Annotated in this window: 19 protein-coding genes and 1 tRNA gene; 15 read left to right on the top strand and 5 right to left on the bottom strand. The window is 73.9% G+C overall.

Translation table 11 applies throughout. The features are described from left to right. Positions 1 to 198 precede the first annotated feature (198 nt). The 3 genes from ABEB07_RS07700 (at position 199) to ABEB07_RS07690 (ending at position 3148) form a co-directional block, all read left to right on the top strand. Positions 199 to 1026 carry a glycerophosphodiester phosphodiesterase gene (locus ABEB07_RS07700; protein WP_345667556.1) on the top strand — a complete coding sequence of 276 codons (828 nt, stop codon included), beginning with the start codon at positions 199 to 201 and terminating at the stop codon, positions 1024 to 1026. Between the two features lie 225 nt (positions 1027 to 1251). Beyond that, complete coding sequence (locus ABEB07_RS07695) at positions 1252 to 1803, top strand: ATP-binding protein (RefSeq protein WP_345667555.1); 552 nt, start codon at positions 1252 to 1254, stop codon at positions 1801 to 1803. A 379-nt stretch (positions 1804 to 2182) separates the two neighbouring features. Further along, positions 2183 to 3148, top strand: a complete 966-nt coding sequence (locus ABEB07_RS07690; protein ID WP_176149661.1) for a DUF5926 family protein — start codon at positions 2183 to 2185, stop codon at positions 3146 to 3148. 375 nt (positions 3149 to 3523) lie between these two features. Here the strand turns inward: ABEB07_RS07690 and ABEB07_RS07685 are convergent, their stop codons facing one another. Further along, entirely contained in the window at positions 3524 to 4003 is a 480-nt protein-coding gene (locus ABEB07_RS07685) for a hypothetical protein (RefSeq protein WP_345667554.1), read from the bottom strand. 430 nt (positions 4004 to 4433) lie between these two features. Then, positions 4434 to 5099, bottom strand: coding sequence for a bifunctional DNA primase/polymerase (locus tag ABEB07_RS07680; protein ID WP_345667553.1), 666 nt, complete (start codon positions 5097 to 5099; stop codon positions 4434 to 4436). Between the two features lie 501 nt (positions 5100 to 5600). On the opposite strand from ABEB07_RS07680, the gene ABEB07_RS07675 reads away from it, so the two are divergent. The 3 genes from ABEB07_RS07675 (at position 5601) to pdxR (ending at position 10199) form a co-directional block, all read left to right on the top strand. Next, positions 5601 to 7148, top strand: a complete 1548-nt coding sequence (locus ABEB07_RS07675; RefSeq protein WP_345667552.1) for a PP2C family protein-serine/threonine phosphatase — start codon at positions 5601 to 5603, stop codon at positions 7146 to 7148. 126 nt (positions 7149 to 7274) lie between these two features. Then, positions 7275 to 8762 (top strand): aminopeptidase P family protein, encoded by a 1488-nt coding sequence (locus ABEB07_RS07670; protein ID WP_425588969.1) that lies wholly within the window; start codon positions 7275 to 7277, stop codon positions 8760 to 8762. Between the two features lie 72 nt (positions 8763 to 8834). Then, positions 8835 to 10199 carry a MocR-like pyridoxine biosynthesis transcription factor PdxR gene (gene pdxR / locus ABEB07_RS07665; RefSeq protein ID WP_345667587.1) on the top strand — a complete coding sequence of 455 codons (1365 nt, stop codon included), beginning with the start codon at positions 8835 to 8837 and terminating at the stop codon, positions 10197 to 10199. A 112-nt stretch (positions 10200 to 10311) separates the two neighbouring features. On the opposite strand, the gene ABEB07_RS07660 is transcribed toward pdxR, so the two are convergent. After that, complete coding sequence (locus ABEB07_RS07660; RefSeq protein ID WP_164589165.1) at positions 10312 to 10758, bottom strand: ATP-binding protein; 447 nt, start codon at positions 10756 to 10758, stop codon at positions 10312 to 10314. Between the two features lie 248 nt (positions 10759 to 11006). Between ABEB07_RS07660 and ABEB07_RS07655 the strand changes: the two genes are divergently transcribed. The 9 genes from ABEB07_RS07655 (at position 11007) to ABEB07_RS07615 (ending at position 21245) form a co-directional block, all read left to right on the top strand. Continuing rightward, the gene (locus tag ABEB07_RS07655) at positions 11007 to 11933 is read left to right on the top strand and encodes a hypothetical protein (RefSeq protein WP_345667551.1); all 927 of its coding nucleotides are present in this window, start codon (positions 11007 to 11009) and stop codon (positions 11931 to 11933) included. 182 nt (positions 11934 to 12115) lie between these two features. Beyond that, entirely contained in the window at positions 12116 to 12856 is a 741-nt protein-coding gene (locus ABEB07_RS07650) for a YcnI family copper-binding membrane protein (RefSeq protein WP_176149666.1), read from the top strand. A gap of 90 nt (positions 12857 to 12946) precedes the next feature. Beyond that, complete coding sequence (locus ABEB07_RS07645) at positions 12947 to 13597, top strand: SCO family protein (RefSeq protein WP_345667550.1); 651 nt, start codon at positions 12947 to 12949, stop codon at positions 13595 to 13597. Next, a complete protein-coding gene (locus ABEB07_RS07640) occupies positions 13594 to 14076 on the top strand; it encodes a copper chaperone PCu(A)C (RefSeq protein WP_345667549.1) in 483 nt (160 codons plus the stop codon). Before ABEB07_RS07645 ends, ABEB07_RS07640 begins: the two co-directional genes overlap by 4 nt. 13 nt (positions 14077 to 14089) lie before the next feature. Next, entirely contained in the window at positions 14090 to 16168 is a 2079-nt protein-coding gene (locus ABEB07_RS07635; RefSeq protein WP_345667547.1) for a copper resistance CopC/CopD family protein, read from the top strand. A gap of 6 nt (positions 16169 to 16174) precedes the next feature. Then, entirely contained in the window at positions 16175 to 17488 is a 1314-nt protein-coding gene (efeB, locus tag ABEB07_RS07630) for an iron uptake transporter deferrochelatase/peroxidase subunit (RefSeq protein ID WP_345667546.1), read from the top strand. Positions 17489 to 17599: 111 nt separating this feature from the next. Then, a complete protein-coding gene (pheA, locus tag ABEB07_RS07625) occupies positions 17600 to 18532 on the top strand; it encodes a prephenate dehydratase (RefSeq protein WP_345667545.1) in 933 nt (310 codons plus the stop codon). A 548-nt stretch (positions 18533 to 19080) separates the two neighbouring features. Beyond that, positions 19081 to 20409, top strand: coding sequence for a serine--tRNA ligase (gene serS / locus ABEB07_RS07620; protein ID WP_345667543.1), 1329 nt, complete (start codon positions 19081 to 19083; stop codon positions 20407 to 20409). After that, positions 20406 to 21245 carry an HAD family hydrolase gene (locus ABEB07_RS07615; protein ID WP_345667542.1) on the top strand — a complete coding sequence of 280 codons (840 nt, stop codon included), beginning with the start codon at positions 20406 to 20408 and terminating at the stop codon, positions 21243 to 21245. Before serS ends, ABEB07_RS07615 begins: the two co-directional genes overlap by 4 nt. A 90-nt stretch (positions 21246 to 21335) precedes the next feature. On the opposite strand, the gene ABEB07_RS07610 is transcribed toward ABEB07_RS07615, so the two are convergent. Continuing rightward, positions 21336 to 21420: transfer RNA gene (locus ABEB07_RS07610), tRNA-Ser, on the bottom strand. A gap of 409 nt (positions 21421 to 21829) precedes the next feature. Next, a complete protein-coding gene (locus ABEB07_RS07605) occupies positions 21830 to 22549 on the bottom strand; it encodes an ABC transporter permease (protein WP_164585483.1) in 720 nt (239 codons plus the stop codon). Positions 22550 to 22553 lie beyond the last annotated feature (4 nt).

Below are 22553 nucleotides of genomic sequence, written 5' to 3'. Positions count from 1 at the left end.
CTGCCGACGACCCGGCGTGCTCCAGCTGTGCATGTACATCTGTAGGTAGTCAGCTTTTCCCACAGGCCGTCAGAGCACCATAAGCCGTTGCTGTGGGTCCGGCCCTGTTCCTTATATAGGTCATCTCACATGAAACGGACACATCATCGACACCCGTTCGCCGTCACGCCTACCCCGCGGCGGTGGCACCATGACGCGGTGACCCACGCACGGCAGCACCATCCCCAGGTAGTCGCCCACCGCGGAGCCTCCGAGGCCGCCCCGGAGCACACGCTGGCCGCCTACCGCAAGGCCATCGAGGACGGCGCGGACGCGCTCGAGTGCGACGTACGCCTCACCGCCGACGGCCATCTCGTCTGTGTGCACGACCGCCGCGTCAACCGTACGTCCAACGGCCGCGGCGCGGTGTCGGCCCTGGAGCTCGCCGACCTCGCCGCCCTCGACTTCGGCGCCCTGCGGACCCGGGCCTCCTGGCGCGGCCGGGACGAGGAGCCCGACTGGGAGGTGCGGCCGGAGGACCCCGAGGACACCTCCGTGCTCACCCTGGAGCGGCTGCTCGGACTCGTCGCCGACGCCGGCCGGCGGGTGGAACTGGCGATCGAGACCAAGCACCCCACCCGCTGGGCCGGACAGGTGGAGGAACGGCTGCTGGAGCTGCTGAAGCGGTTCGGTCTGGACGCCCCCGCCGCGGCCGAGGAGTCGCCGGTGCGGGTGATGAGCTTCTCGGCGCGCTCGCTGCACCGGGTGCGGGCGGCCTCGCCGACGCTGCCGACGGTATATCTGATGCAGTTCGTCTCCCCCCGGCTGCGCGACGGGCGGCTGCCGGCGGGGGTGCGGATCGCGGGGCCCTCCATCCGGATCGTGCGGAGCCACCCGGCGTACGTCGAGCGTCTGAAGCAGGCCGGGCACCGGGTGCACGTCTGGACGGTGAACGAGCCCGAGGACGTCGACCTCTGCGTCGAGCTGGGCGTCGACGCCATCATCACCAACCGTCCGCTCGCGGTGCTGCAACAGCTCGGCCGCTGATCCATCACCGATGCGTCGCGGCCCTTGACCGGGGCCGCCCTCTGCCAGCAAGCTCCGGTTCCGGCCACACGGTAGAAATCCGGCCATGTGACGACAGGGAGTGCTCCGGCGCGTTCGGTGCGTGTTCGTTCGTCGTGAATGCGTCGCCGGGCGGGGAACGGCCGGTTTCCGGTTCAGGCCGATGGGGCATCCACACCGTGGCGTGGGGCGAAGGAGGTCTCGGGGGTGGCGTTGGTGGTGGCACAGGAGGTGCCCACGTCGTCGTGCATGGCCGTTCCCCATGGCCCTGCGGGCGTCGGGGAAGCGCGGCACCGGATGCGCGAGCAGTTGCGCGGCGGCGGTGTGGCGGAATCGGTCATCGACGATGCCGTACTGGTCCTTTCCGAACTCTTGAGCAATGCCTGCAAGCACGGCCGGCCGCTGGACGGCGCCCTCGCCGGTGACGGCGACGTCCGGGCGGCCTGGCGGGTGGACACGGGCGGCCGGCTGGTGGTCGAGGTGACCGACGGCGGCGGCCCGACCCGCCCGGCCCCGGCCACCCCCTCGGTCACCGCGCACGGCGGCCGCGGCCTGGCCATCGTCACGGCGCTCTGCGACGACTGGGGAGTGCGGGACGACGTCCGCGGCGAGGTCACCGTCTGGGTGGTCGTCCACGACGACGTGCACGACCCGGACGCCAGCCACCGCCGCGACGACTTCGCGACCCGCGTCGCCGCTCCACGGGTGGCCGCCCTCCCCGAACTGGACTTCGCGGACGCCTTCGACGACCTGGACTGAGCGGGCGGGCCTGGATCCAACGGGCGGGCCCGGACCGAGCGGGTCCCGGACCGAACGGGTCGCGGACCGAACGGGTCGCGCGGGCGTGGCCGCGGCGCCGGCGCGTCGTGGTCGTGCCCGCCGCCGGTGCACGCCTCACCGCGCCCCGCCGTCCCTCGTCCCCCTTCGCCCCTTCTCCCCTTCTTCCGGTTCTTCCGGTTCTTCCGGTTCTCCCGGTTCTTCCGGTTCTCCCGGTCCCTCCGCCCCCTCCGCCCCACCCGCCTTCCCGTGTCCGCGTTCCCCGAGATTCCCCGAGTTGTCCACAGGCTCCCCGTCGTTGAGGGCGTGAACGACTAGGCTCCCGCCCGTACGAGACGAGCCGTAACCGGGAGACACCCAGATGGCCAAGAAGCGACCCCAGACGGGGGCCAAGCGCCCGCAGCTCACGGACGGGGAGATCCCGGTCGTCGGCGCCCGTGAGCCGTGCCCCTGCGGCAGCGGCCGGCGCTACAAGGCCTGCCACGGCCGGGCCGCCGCGCACGCGGCGACCGAGCTGGTGCAGCGGCCCTTCGAGGGGCTGCCCGGCGAGTGCGACTGGGTGGCGCTGCGCGAGCTGGTCCCCGCCGCCACGGTCGAACTGACGCTGCGCGAGGGCCTGCCCGAGGGCGTTCCGTCGGTCCGGCTCGCCACGGTGCTGCCGATGGCCTGGCCCGCGCTGCGCCGGGATGACGGCTCGGTGCTGATCGGCCTCCAGAACGACACCCCGTCCGGCGACATCAGCCGCGACCTCGCCGACACCCTCCGGCGCGCTCTGGAGGCCGAGTCCGGCACGCCGGTGCAGGGCCGCCGCGCCCCGGCCGACGGCCCGCGGCTCCAGGACCTGCTCGACCCCGAGGCCCCCTTCGAGCCGGTGGTGCACGAGGGCTTCGAGTTCTGGGTCCCGGACGCGGAGAACGCGACGCCGGAGGTGTCCGCCTCCCTGGAGCGCGCCAACGCCGCCGCCATCCCGACCGTGCGCCTGCAGAGCGTCGACGCGGCGTACTGGTGCCGGACGCCGGAGAAGAACCACCTGCGCTGGGTCATGCCGCACCCGGAGGAGCGTCTGCTGGACGCCCTGGCCCGGCTGCACGCGGCAGGCCGCTCGGGCCTCGGAGAGGGCACCCGCCTGGTCGGCTCCTTCCGCGCCCACGGTCTGACGGTGCCGGTCTGGGACCTGCCCGGCGAGGTCGGCGCGCAGGACGTGGAGAAGCCGGCCGCGGAGTTCGCCGAGCGGCTGGCCGAGGCGCTGGCCGTCGAGGCTCCGCTGACCGCGGACGAACGCCGGGCGCGCGGCGGCCTGACCAACCGGCAGGTCACGCTCAGCTGATCTGCCGGCCGACGGGTTCGGCTGACCGACCGGTCAGCCGAACACCTTCGCACGGATCGGCGGCCTCCGCCACAACTCCCCTTGTAAGCAGGCGAGTCGGTGTCCGGAAACGCCACCCAGCCGGTGACCGGAAAGCCGAGTTCGAATTTGCGAACCGGCGATCTCTTGTTACCGTTCCCATAGCCCGGTTGCTGGTGCATCCCCCGTCGCCAGCAACCGGGTCTTTCCATGCCCGCGCAAGGCCGCGCGCGCGGTCACCGAGCGCGGTCGGAGGCGGACCGCGCGTCGACGGACCGCAGGCCGCTCACCGGCAGCCGGTCAGCCGGTCAGCCGCAGCGCACCGGACGCCGGTCGGCCGCCGCCGCTCACCGGGGGTCAACCGCCGCTCCCCGGCGCCGTGTTGCTTCCGGCGCGCAGCAGCAGCTCCCCGTTCCCGCCCGGCCGGGCGAACTCCGCGACGGCCGTGTAGCCGGCGTTGCCGGACGGTGCTCCCCGGGTGTGCCCGCGCGGGGTCTCGCACGTCTCCGGCTCGTCGTCGCCCTCGGGCGCGCAGCGGGTCCGCACGGTGCGGTCGCCGGGGCCCATGAGGGTCAGGGCGGCGTCCAGGGGCTCCCCGGTGGTGTTGCGGTAGTAGACGCGCGCCCAGGTCTCCTCGCCCTGTGCGATCACGCAGGTCTGCGCCTCCACGCCGTCGGGCGCGGAGACCTCCGGTCCGCAGCGGACGGCGGTCGCCTCTCCGATGCCGAGCAGCAGCGGGGAACGGCGCGGTGCGGCGGGCATCTTGTCGTCGCCGTCCGGCAGGGACCGTCCGGCGGACCACGCGGCCGAGCCGTCCCGGCCACCCGCCCGGCCCACGCCTCCAGCTACCCCGTCTACTCCATCGACCCGACCGGTCCCACCGGGCCCATCGGACCCGCCGGCCCCACCGACCACATCGGCCTGGTCGGCCATCCGGGCCCCGACCACCCCGGCCGCCCCGTCGCGCCCGTCGCGCCCGCCGCGCCCCTCCACCTGGCCCGCGGACGCGACGGCCAGCGGCAGCACCGCCGCGCAGACCACGACGGCCGCGAGGGCGGCCAGCCGGACGCGGCGGGGGTCCGGGCCGCCGCGCCGCGGCGAACGGCTTCCGTGCTCCTCGGACCGGGACGCGCATCCGGGCCGGGACGCGCATTCGGGCCGGGACAGGCGCGGGGACCGAGGCTTCGGCTGGTGCTGGAGCTGACGCGGCATAAGGGGACGATAACGACGAGAACGGGCGCCGCCGTTCCCCCGCGCCCGACGCCCCCTACAACTCGGGCGCGCTCACACCCGTACGAGTGAGGGCGTCCACGACGGCGTCCACCACGGCCTCCACATCCGGCACCCAGGGCGCGGCGGAGCCGGGCAGCGGGGCGCGCTCCCAGCGGATCGGTCCGGCGCCGGTCTCGGACGGCGGCAGGGCGAGGTAGCCGCCCGCGCCGTGGAAGCGCAGCGAGCCGGGCACGAAGTCCTTGGCGTAGAGGAGTTCGCCGAGCTGCTCCATGGAGTACGGCTTGACGAGGATCGCCCAGCGCGTGGGCGAGGCGACGACCGGGCCGAGCCGCATGCCGGCGCGGTCGAGGGCGGCCAGGGCACGGGCGGCGGCCAGCGCGGGCAGGCTCACCGCGCAGGGCGCCGTGCCGCCGGTGGCCAGCACGATCGGCGCGGTGGGCCGGTTGGACCACCACCAGCGCACCATCCGGGCGTCCGTGGTGGCCGCGAGGAGCCCCGGGTCGAAGGGGTGGGCGCCGGGCACCGTGCATTCCGCGTCGGGGCAGCCGCACCGGCCCGGCCGCCGTGGGTCCGGGGCCACGCCCGGCACCACCGGCCACTGCCACCGGGTCGCGAAGGTCAGGGCCGCGCTGATCGGCTCGGTCCCGTCCGTACCGCGCCGGGACAGGAGCCTGCGTCGCCTTCCGGGGATCTCGCGCATGAGCGCTCGTCCTTTCCGTTGCACCGCTCGCAACACCGTGGTCACATCACACCATGTGTAGATCACTTCACTGTGCGTACCTGATGGCGCATCACACCCCTGCCTGCGGGCACGGGGACCCCCTATGGGCCGAGCATCGGCTGCTTCCGCGGCAGCCCGCCCGTACTGCGGTTTCCGAGGGTACGGGCGTGGCGTGGGGTGGCGGAGCCTGGCGGTTCGCCGTCGCGCGTTCTGCTCTCCGCCGCCGTCACGCGAAGATGGGGCACGGTCGTCGGTGGATAGGACGCCCGGGTCCGTCGCCGGGTTCCGGGTGGCTGCCAACCACCCCCGGCCTTCTCCGAGTAGGTACCCATCACGACCGCTGTGACGCTCTGTGGAGCAAACCCAGTCGACCGCAATAGGCCGTTACCCGAGGCAGTTTCAAGCCAACTTCGTTGTGGCGCAAGAGGTTCGAAGGAAGATCCGGCACCGCACGCTGACACCAGGAATCCCAGCAGGACAATGCTGGACATCCCCTCACGAGTGCGTGTACATGTGGAGACACTGCCGGCCGTGCAGAATGACATGGGGGTTTGCGATGCTTTTGAGCAGTACGCACCGGTCGGAAAGCCGGACGCCATGAACGCCCCGCACCCCGCGAAAGTGGCCGGAATCGATTCAACGGTCCCCGCACCGGCACACACTGTCGCGCCCGTTCCCACGGCGTCGGGCGCAGCTCAGGCGGCCGCGGCGCACCCCGCCGCCGGGCCGCACCACCCGCATCCGCCGGGCACCCTCCTCCAGGACCGGCTCGCGGGCTGGGTCTCCGACCTGACCACCCTGCACGAGCTGACCGAGCGCCTGGCCCGCACCAACGCCCTGGACGCCGCCCTGACGGAACTGCTGCGCGCCGGCGCCGCCCTGGTGGGCGCCCGGCGCGGACTCGTCGTGCTGGAACCCGACGACGGCCTCGGGCCCGACACCACCGTCGGGCTGGGCCTGGCCCGCGCCGACCTCGGGCACATCGAGACCGTGCCGCGCGGCGCCATGCCCTACGGCGCGCTCCTGGACACCGCCGCCGGACTGCCCGGCGGCGCCGGCGAGGTCGTCCGCCCCGACCTGTTCGCCGAGGAGGGCCTCGACGCCCGCCACCGCGAGGTCGCCGCCCGGCTCGGCTACGCCGCCGGCTACGCGCTGCCCCTGTCCACCGAGGCGGCCGGCCGTCTCGGCGCCGCCGGCTGGCTCTACGACGAGCCCGCCGAGCCGACCGAGCGGCAGCGCCACCTCGCCGGCCTCTACGTCCGCTTCGCCACCGAGCACCTGGCCCGCCTGCTGGAGGGCGAACGCACGCGCGCGTGCATGGCGACGGTCTACGAGGAACTGCTGCCCTCCCGGCTGCCCCGCGTCCCCGGCGTCCAGCTCGCCGCCCGGCACCGCACCGGCCCGCGCGGCGGCGGCGACTGGTACGACGCGCTGCCCCTGCCCGACGCCGCGCTCGGCCTCGCGGTCGGCTCGGTCACCGGCGCCGGGCCCGGCGCCGTCGCCGCGATGGGCCGGCTGCGGGCCTCGCTCAGGGCGTACGCGGTGATGGAGGGCGAGGACCCGGTCGCCGTCCTGTCCGACCTGGAGCTGCTGCTGCGGCTGACCGAACCGGCCCGCTGCGCCACCGCCCTGTTCGCCTACTGCGAGCCCGCGCTGCGCCGGATCACCCTGGCCGGCGCCGGCCACAGCCCACCCCTGCTGGTGGGCGAGCGGCGCACCGAGTACGTGGAGACCTCCGTGTCCGCGCCGCTCGGCATGCTCTCCTGCTGGGAGGCGCCGAGCGTGGAGTTCGAGGTGGCGGCGGGCGAGACGGTGCTGCTCTACACCGACGGGCTGCTGCACCGCACCGGCGACTCCGTCGACCGCGCCTTCGCCCGGCTGCACGCCGCGGCGGCGGCCGTACCGCGCGCGCTGCGCCACGATCCCGGCGCGATCGCCGACCACGTGCTGCGCACGGTGCTGCCGGACGACCTGGACGCCACCGACGGCGTGGAGGACGTGGCGCTGCTGGCGGCGCGCTTCGAGTAGGAGCGCGCTTCGGATAAGGGAGGGCGCCGCGCCCGGGTCCGCCGGTAACAGGCACTACCACCGGTGACCCCCTTCCGTACGCCCGTACGATGGGGGAGGTTCAGTGCCGTACCAAGGAGGAACACCGTGACGGAGGAGCTCCCGGCGACCCCGGAAACCCTGGCGTCTGCCGAGGAAACCCTGGCGTCTGCCGAAGAGGAACCCATCAAGCAGCGCAAGAACGGGCTGTACCCGGGCGTGTCCGACGAGCTCGCCGAGAACATGAAGTCCGGCTGGGCCGACACCGAGCTGCACGGCCTCGCGCCGGTGGCGCAGGCGGAGCACACCGCCCGCCGCCGCGCCGCGCTGTCCGCGCGCTTCCCCGGCGAGCGCCTGGTGATCCCGGCGGGCAACCTGAAGACCCGCTCCAACGACACCGAGTACGCCTTCCGAGCGTCGGTGGAGTACACCTACCTCACCGGCGACCAGACCGAGGACGGCGTCCTGGTGCTGGAGCCGACCGCCGACGGCCACCGGGCGACGGTCTACCTCCTGCCCCGCTCCGACCGGGAGAACGGCGAGTTCTGGCTCTCCGGCCAGGGCGAGCTGTGGGTCGGCCGCCGCCACTCCCTGACCGAGGCCGAACAGCTGTACGGCATCCCGGCCTCCGACGTGCGCGAGCTGCCGGAGAGGCTGCGCGAGGCCACCGGCCCGGTGCGCGTCGTGCGCGGCCACGACGGCGGCATCGAGACGGCCCTCACCGACAAGGTGACCGCCGAGCGCGACGAGGAGCTGCGCGTCTTCCTCTCCGAGGCCCGCCTGGTCAAGGACGCCTACGAGGTCGGCGAACTCCAGAAGGCCGTCGACTCCACCGTGCGCGGCTTCGAGGACGTGGTGAAGGTCCTCGACAAGGCCGAGGCCACCAGCGAGCGCTACGTCGAGGGCACCTTCTTCCTGCGCGCGCGGGTGGAGGGCAACGACGTCGGCTACGGCACCATCGCCGCGGCCGGCCCGCACGCCTGCACGCTGCACTGGGTGCGCAACGACGGCCCGGTCCGCTCCGGCGACCTGCTCCTGCTGGACGCCGGCGTGGAGACGCACAGCCTCTACACCGCCGACGTCACGCGCACGCTGCCGGTCAACGGCGCCTACAGCGACATCCAGCGCAAGATCTACGACGCCGTGTACGAGGCCCAGGAGGCCGGCATCGCCGCGGTACGGCCCGGCGCCAAGTACCGCGACTTCCACGACGCCGCGCAGCGCGTGCTGACCGCGAAGCTCGTCGAGTGGGGCCTGGTCGAGGGCCCGGTGGAGCGGGTGCTGGAGCTGGGCCTCCAGCGCCGCTGGACGCTGCACGGCACCGGCCACATGCTCGGCCTGGACGTGCACGACTGCGCCGCCGCGCGCACCGAGACGTACGTGGACGGCACGCTGGAGCCGGGCATGGTCCTCACCGTCGAGCCGGGCCTGTACTTCCAGGCCGACGACCTGACCGTCCCGGCGGAGTACCGCGGCATCGGCGTCCGCATCGAGGACGACATCCTCGTCACCGAGGACGGGAACCGTAACCTCTCGGCGGGGCTGCCGCGCCGCTCCGACGAGGTCGAGGCCTGGATGGCGCGGCTCAAGGGCTGATTCGAGGGCGACGGCCGGACACCCGCGCGGTGTCCGGCCGTTCACGTGCCCAGGGGGAGGGGTTTCGTGGACGTGGACGACTTCTGGTCCGGCTTCGGGGTGGACCTGCACCTGGAACCGGACGCGGCGGCGGGCCGCCGGGCGGGGCTGGAGAAGGCCATCCGGGACGCGGTGCGCGACGGACGGCTGGCGCCGGGGGCCCGGCTGCCGGCCACCCGGCGGCTGGCCGGCGAACTCGGCATCTCGCGGGGCACCGCGAAGGCCGCCTACGACCAGCTGGTCGCCGAGGGGTACCTGACCGCCCGGCAGGGCTCAGGGACCCGGGTCGCCGAGCTGCCCGCCGTCCCGGCCGAGGAGCCGGACGCGACGGCACGCGCCCGTGCGCCCCGCTTCGACCTGCGGCCGGGCAGTCCGGACGTCGGCGCGTTCCCGGCGGCCGCCTGGCTGCGGGCGCTGCGCCGCGCCATCGCCACCGCGCCCTCGCTGGCGTACGACTACGGCGATCCGCGCGGCCGGATCGAGCTGCGCACCGCCCTGTCGGGCTACCTGGGGCGGGCGCGCGGGGTGATCGCGCCGCCGGAGCGGATCGTGATCACCTCCGGGTACGTGCAGGGCCTCGCGCTGCTGACCCGGGTGCTGGAGAGCGGCGCCGTCGCCATGGAGGACCCCGGGCTGCCGTTCCACCGCGAGGTGGTGCGGCGCGCCGGCGGCCGGGTGACGCCGGTGCGGGTGGACGCGCGCGGGGTGCGGGTGCGGGACCTCGGCGAGGAGAGGGCCGTCGTCGTCACGCCGGCCCACCAGTACCCGACCGGGGTGACCCTGCACCCCGAGCGGCGGCGGGCGCTCACCGACTGGGCACGCGCGGGCGGCGCGCTGATCGTCGAGGACGACTACGACGGCGAGTTCCGCTACGACCGCCAGCCCGTCGGCGCGCTCCAGGGCATGGCGCCGGGGCAGGTCGCCTATCTCGGCACCGCCTCCAAGACGCTCGGTCCGGCGCTGCGGCTGGGCTGGATGGTGCTGCCGCCGCACCTGGTGGACGCGGTCGCCGACGCCAAGCTGCACAGCGACCACCACACCGAGTCCATCGGCCAGCTGGCGCTCGCCGAGCTGATCGACAGCCACGCCTACGACCGGCACGTGCGCGCGTGCCGGCTGCGCTACCGGCGGCGCCGCGACCGGCTCCTGGACCTGCTGGGCTCCCGGCGGGTGCGCGGGATCGCCGCCGGGCTGCACGCCCTGGTCGATGTGCCCGACGAGGCCGAGGTGCTGGCCCGCGCGGAGGCGGAGGGCCTGGCCCTGGGCCGTCTCGCCGACCACTGGCACACCCCGCACGAGGCCCGCCCCCAGGGCCTGATCGTCGGCTACGGCACCCCTCGGGAACGGCTGTACCCGGACGCGCTGGAGGTGCTGGCGAAGGTGCTGGACGGGGGGTGAGGGGGCGCGGGCGGCCGGCGGGGCGTGTGCCCTGCGGGGCATATGCCCTGCGGGGCGTGTGCCCTGCGGGGCGTGCGCCGTGCGGGCGCCCGTCGAAGGCGCGCGCCGGGGCCTACACCGCCATCAGCGGAGCGCCCTCGCGCCACTTGAGGATCTTGTCGAAGCTCACCACCGCGCCACCCCGGCCCGGCTTGTTGGCGAAGTGGACGTGGTCGGCGAGTTCCCGGATGAGGCACAGGCCGCGGCCGTGCTCGGCGTCGGCGTGCGCGGCGCGGGCCTGCGCGCGGCGCGTGCCGGCCGGGAAGCCGGTCCCCGCGTCGGCCACCTCGATCCGGCACTTCTCCCCGTCGAGGTAGGCGGTGACGCGGTAGGCCTCGGAGCAGTCGCCGCCACCGCCGTGCTCGACGGCGTTCGCGCAGGCCTCGCTCAGGGCGACGCAGAGGTCGAAGGAGATGTCGGGGTCGACGCCCGCGGTCTCCATGGCGCCCAGCAGGAGCCGCCTGGCCAGCGGCACACTCGCAGCGTCACGCCGCAGATGGAGTGACCACCAGATGCTCATGCTCTCCAGCCTCCCGGCCGCGGCTCGACATACCGTTACGTATTGCCCGGTGCACCCGAACGTAAGCACAGCGTTCGCACCCGGCCGCCCGATCGGCGGATGTGGGCGAAACGGAACCGGTGTATGCCCGATGGCCACCGGACGAATGGCGGACGGCCGCCGGACGAAAAGGGGAGGCACCGGTACGTACCTCATTTCGCGGACCTGGCGTACGGCGCGCGGGGGGTCGGTGGGATGATGGGCCCGCCATGACTGCCCCCCACGCGCGCACGGCCCCGGCCGGACGCGAGCTGCGCCTGCTGCGGGCCGCGGTGTTCGCCGCGGTCTGCGTCGTGCTGGCCGCGGCCGGGCACACGCTGGCCTCCTGCGCCACGGTCGCGCCGTGGACGCTGGGCGCGGGGTTCCTGGGCATGCTCGTCCTGGTGGCGCCGCTCGCCGGACGCGCGCGCTCGCTGCCGGGGATCGCGGCGCTGCTCGCGGCGGGCCAGACCGCGCTGCACACGCTGTTCGGGCTGGGGCAGCACGGCATGGGCGCCGCGAACGGCATGAACGGTATGGCCGGCATGACCGGGATGAGCGGCATGAGCGGGATGGTGTCCGGCCCGACGGCCGCCGGGTCCGCGGGAGCGTCGGCGGCGTCGGCGTCCACGGCCGCCCTGGGCCATGCGCACGCGCTGTCCGACGCCACGCTGGTGGAGCGAGCCGCGCACTACGTCTGCGGCGGCACCGGCGCGGCGATCAGCCCCGCCCGCGCCTACCGCATCCTCGTCGACGCGCACCTGTACGACGGGCCCGCCCCGTCGACCGCGCATCCGGCGGACGCCCTGACCACGGGCGGTTCGGCGGCCTCGATGCTGCCGTCCCTGCCCATGCTGCTCGGCCACCTGCTGGCCGCGCTGGCCGCGGGCTGGCTGCTGCGCCGGGGCGACCTCGCGCTGCTGCGGCTGATCGAGCTGTCGGCGCACGGTGTCGCCGAGGGCGCGCTCATGCGGTCGCTGCGCGGGGCGCTCGCGCTGGTGCGCGCCCTGTGCGCCGGCCTGCCCACGGCGCCCGGGACGGGCCCGCGCTTCGCGCGCACCACCGACTCGGCACCGCTCACACCCCCCACCACCGCACTCCAGCACACGGTGATCCGCCGCGGCCCGCCGGCCGCCGCCCTCGCTCTCGCCGCCTGACGCGACGCGACCAGCACCCCACCGAGGCACCGGGCCCGCCCAGCGGGTTCCGCCCCGGGGAGCGGCCGCCGTCGCGCGGCACGCGCGCGTGCCCGATTCCGGGCGACCGCACCGCCGGCCCGCCCCGCGCACGCGCACCTCCCCGATCACCGGAACCCACTCGCATCGGAGTGCACTTCGCCATGAAGACCATCAGCCGCCGGACCTCCCGTCTCGCCACCGTCGGCGCCCTCGCCGGCACCGCCGTCCTCGCCGTCTCCGTCCCCGCGTTCGCGCACGTCAGCGTGCAGCCGGAGGGCACCGCCGCCAAGGGCGGCTACGCGGTCGTCGACTTCAAGGTCCCCAACGAGCGCGACAACGCCTCCACGACCAAGCTGGAGGTCAACTTCCCCGCCGACCACCCGCTGGCCTCGGTGATGCCGCAGCCCGTGGACGGCTGGAAGATCGACGTCACCAAGTCCGCGCTGGCCAAGCCGCTGGAGATGCACGGCAAGAAGATCACCGAGGCGGTCACCAAGGTCACCTGGACCGCCGAGGGCAAGGGCATCCAGCCGGGCTACTTCCAGAAGTTCCCGCTCTCCCTGGGCGCGCTGCCCGAGGACACCGACCAGCTCGTCTTCAAGGCGCTCCAGACGTACTCCAACAAGGAGGTCGTCCGCTGGATCGAGGTCCAGCAGAAGGGCCAGGAGGAGCCCGAGAACCCGGCGCCCACGCTCCAGCTGTCCGCCGCGGCCGACGACGACGCCCACGACGCGGCGGCCCCGGCCGCCACCGGCGCCAAGCCCGCCGCCCAGAACACCGCGGCCGCCGACAGCGGCTCCGACACCACCGCCCGCGTCCTCGGCATCGTGGGCATCGTGATCGGCGCGGCGGGCGTGGCGTACGGCGTGTTCGCCGGGCGCCGGCGGACCACCGCCGCCTGACCTCGCCCTCCGCAGCGCGCACCGGGGTCGTGCGACTCTTGCGTACGACCCCGGTGCGCGCCGGATTTCTCACTTCTGGGACATTTCTCTATGCGCAAGAAGACGTACGCCGCGACGGCGCTGCTCGCCGCCGCCCTGATGGCCCTCTCCGCCTGCGACAGCGACAACGGGGGCGGCAAGCCCGCCACCGTCGTCGCCGAGCAGACCTCACAGCGGGCCGCCACGGTTCTCGACCAGCCGTTCGAGAAGCCCGATCTGGTGCTCACCGACACGCACGGCAAGAAGTACGACCTCCGCGAGGAGACCGCGGGCCGGCCCACGCTGATCTACTTCGGCTACACCCACTGCCCCGACATCTGCCCGCTGACCATGGGCAACATCGCCGTCGCCAAGAAGCAGCTGCCCAAGGCCGAGCAGGACAAGCTGCGAGTGGTGTTCGTGACCACCGACCCCGCCCGCGACACGCCCGCCGAGCTGGGCAAGTGGCTGGGCGGCATGGACAGCCAGTTCGTGGGTCTGACCGGTGACTTCGCCACCATCCAGGCTGCGGCGCGCAGCGTCGGCATCGCCATCGAACCGACGAAGAAGGACAAGAACGGCAAGCTCGTCTCCGTGCACGGCACCCAGGTGGTCGCCTTCTCGCCGAAGACGGACGCCGGTTACGTGGTCTACGGCGAGAGCGCCACCGTCGAGGACTTCACCAAGGACCTGCCCAAGATCGTCAAGGGACAGAACCCGTGAGGCGCCGGGCGGCGGCCGTGCTCACGGCGGGCGCGCTGGCCGGCACGGCCCTGCTGACCGGGTGCGGCGGCTCGGCCTCCGCCTCCGGCGACGGGTCCGGCGCGAAGGCCGACCTGTCGGTCACGTCCGCCTACATGCCCCAGCCGGTCTCGGACTCCATGGCGGCCGGCTTCCTGACGATCGTCAACGAGGGCGGCGCCGCGGATCAGCTGACCTCGGTCACCAGCGACGTGGCCGGCTCCGTCACCGCGCACGAGACCGTCGGCGGGACCATGCGGGAGGCCGGCCGGCTCACCGTTCCCGCGCACGGCCGGCTGGTGTTCAAGAGCGGCGGCAATCACCTGATGTTCGACGGCCTGAAGCGCAAGCCCGTGCGGGGCCAGACGATCTCCGTCGTGCTGCACTTCGCCGAGTCCGGCGAGCTGCGGGTCGAGATGCCGGTGAAGTCGGCCACGTACAACCCCGCGACCGGCCACTGAGGGAGGGACCACCTTGACGCGGACCATCACCCCCCGGGCCGTCCGGCCCCTGGTACTGCTGCTCCTCGCCGTCGTCGGCCTGCTGCTGGGCGGCGCGGGCCCCGCCTCCGCGCACGCCGCGCTGACCGGCAGCGACCCCCAGCAGGGGGTGGTGGTCCCGCAGGCGCCCACCCAGGTGTCGCTGACCTTCTCCGAGCAGGTCGCCATGAGCGACGACTCGCTGCGCGTGCTCGACCCGGCGGGCAAGCGGGTCAACACCGGCAAGCCGGCCAACACCAGCGGCACCACCTACGCCGTGCACCTGCGCGGCGGCCTGGCCAAGGGCACCTACACCGTCACCTACCAGGTCGTCTCCGCCGACAGCCACCCCGTCGGCGGCGCCTACACCTTCTCCGTCGGGGCCCCCTCCAAGACGGCGGTCGTCACCGGCGGGCAGGAGGTGGGCAGCGGAATCGTCGGCCTGCTGTACGGGGTGGGCCGCTACGCCTCCTACGCCGGCTTCATCCTGCTGACCGGCGGCGCCGCCTTCGTCCTGGCCTGCTGGCAGCGCGGGGCCGGGGTGCGGGCCGTGCAGCGACTCGTCGTCTCCGGCTGGCTCACGCTCACCGCGGCCACCCTCGCGCTGCTGCTCCTGCGCGGCTCCTACACCACCTCCGGCAAGGTCGGGGACGTCTTCGACCTGGACCTCCTCGGGCAGGTGCTCCAGACCAAGAGCGGCGCGGCCCTGGTCTCCCGGCTGCTGCTGCTGGCCGCTGCGGCGCTGTTCGTGGCGGTGCTCTTCGGGGCGTACGTCAAGCGCGAGGACCGCGATGACGGGGAGAAGCGGGACCTAACCTTCGGGCTCGCGATCGGCGGGAGCGTGGTCGCCGCCGGGCTCGCCGCGAGCTGGGCGATGGCCGAGCACGCCTCGGTCGGCCTCCAGCCGGGCATCGCCATGCCCGTCGACGTCGTCCACCTGCTGGCCGTGGCCGTCTGGCTCGGCGGGCTCGCCGCCCTCCTGGTCGCGCTGTACCGGGCGCCCGCGGACCAGCCGGTCGAGCCCGCCGCCGTGCACCGCTTCTCGCGCCTGGCCTTCGGCGCCGTCGTCGCACTGGTCGCCACCGGCGTCTACCAGTCCTGGCGCCAGCTCGGCTCCTGGTCCGCGCTGACCGGCACGCGCTACGGGCAGCTGCTGCTGGTCAAGATCGCCCTGGTGCTGCTGCTCGTCGCGCTCGCCTCCTTCTCCCGGCGCTGGACCGCCCGCCTGGCCGAGGCGGCCGCGGACCGGGCCGCTGCGCGGACGGGCAGGAAGGGCCGTGCCAAGACGGCGGAGCCAAAGTCCGTGCCGGCGACGGCCGCCGCCGGAGCGTCGCCGAAGGCGGCGAACCCGGGGAAGGCGGCGCCCTCGGGGAAGGCAGCAAAGGCTGAGAAGGCGGAGGAGGCCGCGAGCCCGGCGAACTCGGCGAACTCGGCGAACTCGGCGAACTCGGCGAAGGAGAAGCAGCCCGGGGCGGGCGGCGGCGACGCCCGGCGGGCCGCCCAGCTCGCCCGGCAGCGGGCCGCCGTGGCGGCCGCCCGGACCAAGCGGCAGCGCGACGCCGACCCGAACCGGTACGGCCTGCGCCGCTCGGTGCTGGCCGAGGCGGGCGTCGCCGTCGTCCTGCTCGCCGTCACCACCGTGCTGACGCAGACCGAACCCGGGCGCACCGAGCAGGAGGCCGCGGCGGCCGCCTCCTCGTCGGCGTCCTCGTCGGACACATCGGCCTCGGCCGGCGCCGTCACCCTCGACATGCCGTTCGACACCGGCGGCCGGAACGGCAAGGGCGTCGTACGGCTCGACATCGACCCCGCGCGCGTGGGCGGCAACGAGATGCACCTCTATGTGCAGCGGCCCGACGGCAAGGCCTTCGACGTCCCCGAGGTCAAGGTCGCCTTCACGCTGACCGCAAAGAGCGTCGGACCGCTGCCGGTGGCCCCCGACCACATCACCACCGGGCACTGGGCGGCGAGCGGGGTGGAGATCCCCATGGCGGGCGACTGGCAGGTCGCCGTGACCGTGCGGACCTCCGACATCGACCAGGTCACCGTCACCAAGAACGCGCAGATCGGCTGAACCACCATGACCGACCGGACCCACCGGACCCTCCAGGACCCGCCCGCGCCGTCGGGACCCCGGCCGGCCGACGCCCCCGCTGACGCCCCTGCCGACGCCCCTGCCGCCGCAGGCGTCTCGCGCCGGCGGCTGCTCGGCACGGCCGGCGCCACCGGCCTCGTCCTGGGCGCGGCGGGCGCGGCGGCGGGGTACGCGGCGGAGCCGGCCGGGGCCGCCCCGCTCACCTCGCTCGGCGCCGACCGGGCGATGTTTCACGGGAAACATCAGCCCGGCATCACCGAGGGCCTCCAGGCCCGCGGCCATCTCGTCGCCTTCGACCTGACGGCCGGCGCGGGCCGCCCGGAGGCCGCCGCGCTGCTGCGCCGCTGGTCGGCGACGGCCGAGCGGCTGATGGCGGGCGAGCCGGCCGCGTCCGGCGACACGGACGTCGCGCGGGACGCGGGGCCCTCGTCGCTGACGATCACCTTCGGCTTCGGGCGCGCCTTCTTCGACCGCACCGGCCTGACGAAGCGGCGGCCGGCCGCCCTGGACCCGCTGCCGGCCTTCTCCTCCGACCGGCTCGACAAGGCGCGCAGCGACGGCGACCTGTGGGTGCAGATCGGCGCCGACGACGCGCTGGTCGCCTTCCACGCCCTGCGCGCGATCCAGAAGGAGGCGGGCGGTGCCGCCCGGGTCCGCTGGCAGATGAACGGTTTCAACCGCTCGCCGGGCGCCACCGCGCATCCCATGACGGCCCGCAACCTGATGGGCCAGGTCGACGGCACCCGCAACCCGAAGCCGGCCGACGCCGACTTCGACCGGCGGATCTTCGTCCCCGCCGACGGGGACCCGGCATGGATGGCGAACGGCTCCTACGTCGTGGTCCGCCGGATCCGGATGCTCCTGGACGACTGGGAGAAGCTGTCGCTCCCCCAGCAGGAGAACGTCATCGGACGGCGCAAGTCCGACGGCGCGCCGCTCGGCGGGAGCGGTGAGAGCGCCGAGATGGACCTGGAGAAGACGGGTGCGGACGGCACGTTCGTCGTCCCGGTCAACGCCCACGCCCGGATCACCCGGCCCGACCAGAACGGCGGCGCGGCGATGCTGCGGCGGCCCTTCTCGTACCACGACGGCTTCGACGGCCGCGGGGAGCCGGACGCGGGTCTGCTGTTCGTCTGCTGGCAGGCGGACCCGCTGCGCGGCTTCGTGCCCGTGCAGCGCAAGCTGGACCGCGGCGACGCGCTGTCGCCGTTCGTCCGGCACGAGGCCAGCGGTCTGTTCGCCGTCCCGGGCGGGGCGGCGAAGGGCGAGTACGTGGGGCAGCGGCTGCTGGAGGGATGAGGCCCGGTGAGGCAGGGTCCTTCACCCGTCGGGGGCGGTCGGTTCACCCGCCGGAGGGGGCGGGCGTGAGACACGCGGGCCGAGCCGGGGCGGGGCCATTAGGGTGAGGTCATGCCAGCGAGCTACGCGTATCTCGGTCCTGAGGGCACCTTCACCGAAGTCGCCCTGCGCACCCTTCCCGAGGCGGCCACCCGGGAGCTGATCCCGTACGTGTCCGTGCAGTCCGCACTGGACGCGGTCCGCACCGGCGAGGCCGAGGCCGCGTTCGTGCCGATCGAGAACTCCGTCGAGGGCGGCATCACCACGACGCTCGACGAACTCGTCGCGGGCCAGCCGCTGATGATCTACCGCGAGGTGCTGCTGTCGATCACCTTCGCGCTGCTGGTCAGGCCGGGCATTAAGCTGTCCGACATCAAGACCGTCACCGCCCATCCGGCCGCCCAGCCGCAGGTGCGCAACTGGCTCAGGGCGAACCTGCCGGACGCCCTCTGGGAGTCGGCCGCCTCCAACGCGGACGGCGCCCGGCTGGTGCAGGAGGGCCGCTACGACGCCGCCTTCGCGGGCGAGTTCGCCGCCGCCCGGTACGGCCTGGAGGCGCTGGAGACGGAGATCCACGACGCGGAGAACGCGCAGACCAGGTTCGTCCTGGTGGGCCGGCCCGCCCGGCCCGCGGCGCCGAGCGGCGCGGACAAGACGTCGGTGGTGCTGTGGCAGCGCGCCGACCATCCCGGCGGACTGCGCGACCTGCTGGGCGAGTTCGCCACCCGCGGGATCAACCTCATGCTGCTCCAGTCCCGGCCGACGGGCGCGGGCATCGGCAACTACTGCTTCTGCGTCGACGCGGAGGGCCACATCTCCGACCGCCGGATGGCGGAGGCGCTGATGGGCCTGAAGCGGCTCTGCCTCCAGGTGCGCTTCCTCGGCTCGTACCCGCGGGCGGACGTCGGCGTCGCCGATGTGCGGCCGCCGTTCATGGGTACGTCGGACGAGGAGTTCGGGGCCGCGGCGGACTGGGTCGCGCGCTGCCAGGACGGCCGTTTCTAGCCAGCCCCGCCCGTACGGGCCGGTCCACCTGCACGGCTTCGTTATCCACAGAAGTTATCCACAGGCTGACCGATCGACCTGGGGACAAGTCGACACGGATCCGGGACTCAGTCGACAAATCGGCCTGTGTCTCTCCGGTCGGGCCGTCGGCCCACGGGTCACCCTTCGTCCACCCGTTTCCCATGGTTCATCTTTTGGGGCGACCTTTTTCCACCCGAAAGTGGGTGTCGGACTGGTTTGGGGCAGGAATTCTTCCTTCCGATCGCGCGCCACGCGTGATCAATTCCGGAGTCCACAGATCTTCTGCACAGCCTGTGGACAACTCTTGGCCCGCAGTGGATTCCTGTGGACAAGCCGACCGCCAAGTCCCCTGTCGCACAAGGAAATCCGGTCAACCGGCGGACCGGAAGCTGCCTCCATCCAGGGAGCGGGGGACACCTTATTGACACACCGCCGCAATTCCGCCCCAACGGTATGCGGCGGCGCGCGGAGCACGGTTCGGAATACTGGGTCGTGGGCCGCGACAGCGCACGGGTAGCCTTGACCGCGTGATTGACCTTCGCCTGCTCCGTGAGGACCCCGACCGTGCGCGCGCCTCCCAGCGCGCCCGTGGAGAGGACGTCGCGCTCGTCGACTCCCTCCTGTCTGCCGACGAGCGGCGCAGGTCGTCCGGCGTCCGCTTCGACGAGCTGCGCGCCGAGCAGAAGGCGCTGGGCAAGCTGATCCCCAAGGCCGCCGGCGACGAGAAGGCCGAGCTGCTGAAGAAGGCGAGCCAGCTGGCTGCCGACGTCAAGGCCGCCGACGCCGAGCGCGACGCCGCCGACGCCGAGACCCAGGAACTGCTGCTCCGGCTCGGCAACCTCGTCCACCCCGACGTGCCCGTCGGCGGCGAGGAGGACTTCGTCACCCTGGAGACGCACGGCACCATCCGCGACTTCGGCGCCGAGGGCTTCGCGCCCAAGGACCACCTGGAGCTGGGCCAGCTCCTCGGCGCGATCGACGTGGAACGCGGCGCCAAGGTCTCCGGCTCGCGCTTCTACTTCCTCACCGGTGTCGGCGCCCTGCTGGAGCTGGCGCTGGTGAACGCGGCGATGGCCCAGGCCACCGCGGCCGGCTTCACGCCGATGCTGACCCCGGCGCTGGTGCGCCCCCAGTCGATGGCGGGCACCGGCTTCCTCGGCCAGGCCGCCCAGGACGTCTACCACCTCGACAAGGACGACCTGTACCTGGTCGGCACCTCCGAGGTGGCGCTGGCGGCCTACCACATGGACGAGATCCTCGACGCCGACAAGCTGCCGCTGCGCTACGCGGGCTTCTCGCCGTGCTTCCGCCGCGAGGCCGGCTCGCACGGCAAGGACACCCGCGGCATCTTCCGCGTGCACCAGTTCGACAAGGTCGAGATGTTCTCCTACGTGGCCCCCGAGGACTCGCAGGCGGAGCACCAGCGGCTGCTGGACTGGGAGAAGCAGTGGCTGACCGCGCTGGAGCTGCCGTTCCGCGTCATCGACGTCGCCTCGGGCGACCTGGGCTCCTCGGCCGCCCGCAAGTTCGACTGCGAGGCGTGGATCCCGACCCAGGGCAAGTACCGCGAGCTGACCTCGACCTCGGACTGCACCGAGTTCCAGTCCCGTAGGCTCTCGATCCGGATGCGTGAGAAGTCCAGCGGGAGCGAAGCGACCTCCGGCAGGGGTGGCGGTCGGGCGACGGGCGGGCGGGTCAAGCCGCTGGCCACGCTGAACGGCACGCTGTGCGCCGTACCGCGCACGATCGTCGCGATCCTGGAGAACCACCAGCTGGCCGACGGCTCCGTGCGGGTGCCCGAGGTGCTGCGGCCCTACCTCGGCGGCCGGGAGGTCCTGGAGCCGCAGGCCAAGTGACCGCCGCCGCTCCCGCGGCCGCCGGCGACGCGACGTCCGGCGGCCTGCCGTACCGGCTGGTCGCCACCGACCTCGACGGGACGCTGCTGCGCTCGGACGGGTCGGTCTCACCGCGCACCCGGGACGCGCTCGCCGCGGCCACCGAGGCGGGCGCCGCCCACCTCGTGGTCACCGGGCGCGGAGTGCCGTGGACGCGGCACATACTCGACGACCTCGGCTACCGGGGCCTCGCGGTCTGCGGCCAGGGCGCCCAGGTGTACCACGCCGGGGAGCACCGGCTGCTGACCTCGGTGACCCTGGACCGGCGGCTGGCCGGGGTGGCCCTGGCCAAGATCGAGGCGGCGACCGGGCCGCTGTACCTGGCGGCGAGCCGGGACGGGCTGGACGGCGACGTGCTGGTCGGCCCGGGGTACGCCCTGACCGGGTCGCTCCCGGGCACCCCGTTCACGGACGCGTCCGATCTGTGGAGCGCGCCGCTCAACAAGATCTACATCCAGCACCCGACCCTCACGGACGACGAGCTGGCCGACGTGGCGCGGCGCGCCGCGGGCGGCTTCGTCTCGGTCACCATGGCCGGCGCGGGCATCGTGGAGCTGCTCCCCCTCGGTCTGTCGAAGGCCACGGGGCTCTCGCTCGCGGCCCGGCGGCTGGGGGTCAAGGCCGCCGACACGATCGCCTTCGGCGACATGCCCAACGACATCCCGATGTTCGCCTGGTCCGCCCGCGGCGTGGCCATGGCCAACGCCCATGAGTCCCTGAAGGCGGTCGCCGACGAGGTGACGGCCTCGAACGAGGACGACGGCATCGCAGCGGTACTGGAACGCCTGCTGGCCTGAGGGAGAGCGGGCCCGGCGGGGCGCCGGGCGCCGCCAGGGCCTGTCCCGGTGGTGTCGCGGCCGCTCGGCGGCAGCGGGAGTTCTTCTCTGCGGAGGATGCACGGATCGAACGTGCGCGGGGGTGTCCCCGACCGCGGCTCAGCAAGCCGGTGCCTTACCACTCGGCCAATCCTCCGGGTGGGCGGCCCACGCGATGGCGGATCGCGTGCTCGAAGCGGCCGCCCCGGGCAGCTCCCCGTGCGGGCGGGCCCGACGGGAGCGAGTGACTACTCCGGAGCCCGCCGCGGGCTGCCCTGCGGGGAGCTCGGCGTACTGCCGTGCATCGACATCGCCCAGCTCCTCTCCCAGAACGTGGCGCCGGCACGGACCGGCGCTGCGAACACCCTCACTGTGCCGTCCCGCCCACCGCCCGCGCCACCGAATTTCGCGCCCGCCGGGCCGGGGTCATTCGCAGAGCGGGGTGAAGACCCCGTCAGGAAGGCCGGCGTAAAGAAGCGGCCCGTCGCGAGCGGCCCATCGGAAGCGGCCCATCGGAAGCACCCCGTCGCAAGCGGTCCCTCAGGGCAGCCGCGGCCCCCGGCCGCTCACTCCTCGCCGGCCAGCGTCAGGGACCGCAGCTTCTGCCCGGCGTACCAGGTGGCCAGCACGGTGACCAGCACCAGCAGCACCGCCCCGGTCGTCAGCCCGACGTCGGAGGTCACCAGGTCACCGCCGGCGACCCGGTGCGCCACGGCCAGCGCCCACTGCTGGACGCTGAGCGTGCGCGCCCCCGGCACCAGGGAGCCGAACAGCGCCTCCCAGACCAGCGCGTAGACCAGGCCGAAGACCACCGCGTGCCGGGACACCGTCCCCAGCAGCAGGAACAGCGCGGAGTAGGCGATGGAGGCGACCAGCGCGGCCACCGTGTAGGCGACGGCGATCTGCTGTCCGTTGCCGTTGAGGATCAGTCCGGCGACCAGCGTCGGGACCGCCGAGAAGACCATGGTCACCGCGATCGCCACGATCAGCTTCGTGACGATGATCGTCGGCCGCTTCAGCGGCTTGGACAGCAGGTACACCACCGAGCCGTCGTCGATCTCGGGGCCGATCGCACCGGTACCGGCGATGACGCCGATGATCGGCACCATGGTGGCGAGCGCGAACCCGCCCAGCACGTCCGCCGCCGTCTGGTCGTCGGCGCCGGTCAGCGCGCGCACCACCACGGAGATCACGATCAGCAGCAGCGGCAGCGCGCCGAGGATGAGGGCCCGGCGCCGGCCGAGCAGGGCCCGGTAGGTGAGCCGGGCGACTGTGGGGTCGTACATCAGG

The organism is Streptomyces similanensis, assembly GCF_039543625.1.
GTDB lineage: Bacteria > Actinomycetota > Actinomycetes > Streptomycetales > Streptomycetaceae > Streptomyces > Streptomyces similanensis.
This window is presented reverse-complemented; position numbering and strand designations above follow the sequence as displayed.

What these genes read in the sequence shown, in the direction of transcription:
- ABEB07_RS07680 (WP_345667553.1), bottom strand. Translation starts at nt 5,099, where the DNA reads ATGCGCGAGATCCCCGGAAGGCGACGCAGGCTCCTGTCCCGGCGCGGT.
- efeB (WP_345667546.1), top strand. Translation starts at nt 16,175, where the DNA reads ATGACCGACCGGACCCACCGGACCCTCCAGGACCCGCCCGCGCCGTCG.
- ABEB07_RS07605 (WP_164585483.1), bottom strand. Translation starts at nt 22,549, where the DNA reads ATGTACGACCCCACAGTCGCCCGGCTCACCTACCGGGCCCTGCTCGGC.
- ABEB07_RS07690 (WP_176149661.1), top strand. Translation starts at nt 2,183, where the DNA reads ATGGCCAAGAAGCGACCCCAGACGGGGGCCAAGCGCCCGCAGCTCACG.
- ABEB07_RS07675 (WP_345667552.1), top strand. Translation starts at nt 5,601, where the DNA reads ATGCTGGACATCCCCTCACGAGTGCGTGTACATGTGGAGACACTGCCG.
- ABEB07_RS07645 (WP_345667550.1), top strand. Translation starts at nt 12,947, where the DNA reads ATGCGCAAGAAGACGTACGCCGCGACGGCGCTGCTCGCCGCCGCCCTG.
- ABEB07_RS07660 (WP_164589165.1), bottom strand. Translation starts at nt 10,758, where the DNA reads ATGAGCATCTGGTGGTCACTCCATCTGCGGCGTGACGCTGCGAGTGTG.
- ABEB07_RS07655 (WP_345667551.1), top strand. Translation starts at nt 11,007, where the DNA reads ATGACTGCCCCCCACGCGCGCACGGCCCCGGCCGGACGCGAGCTGCGC.
- ABEB07_RS07650 (WP_176149666.1), top strand. Translation starts at nt 12,116, where the DNA reads ATGAAGACCATCAGCCGCCGGACCTCCCGTCTCGCCACCGTCGGCGCC.
- pheA (WP_345667545.1), top strand. Translation starts at nt 17,600, where the DNA reads ATGCCAGCGAGCTACGCGTATCTCGGTCCTGAGGGCACCTTCACCGAA.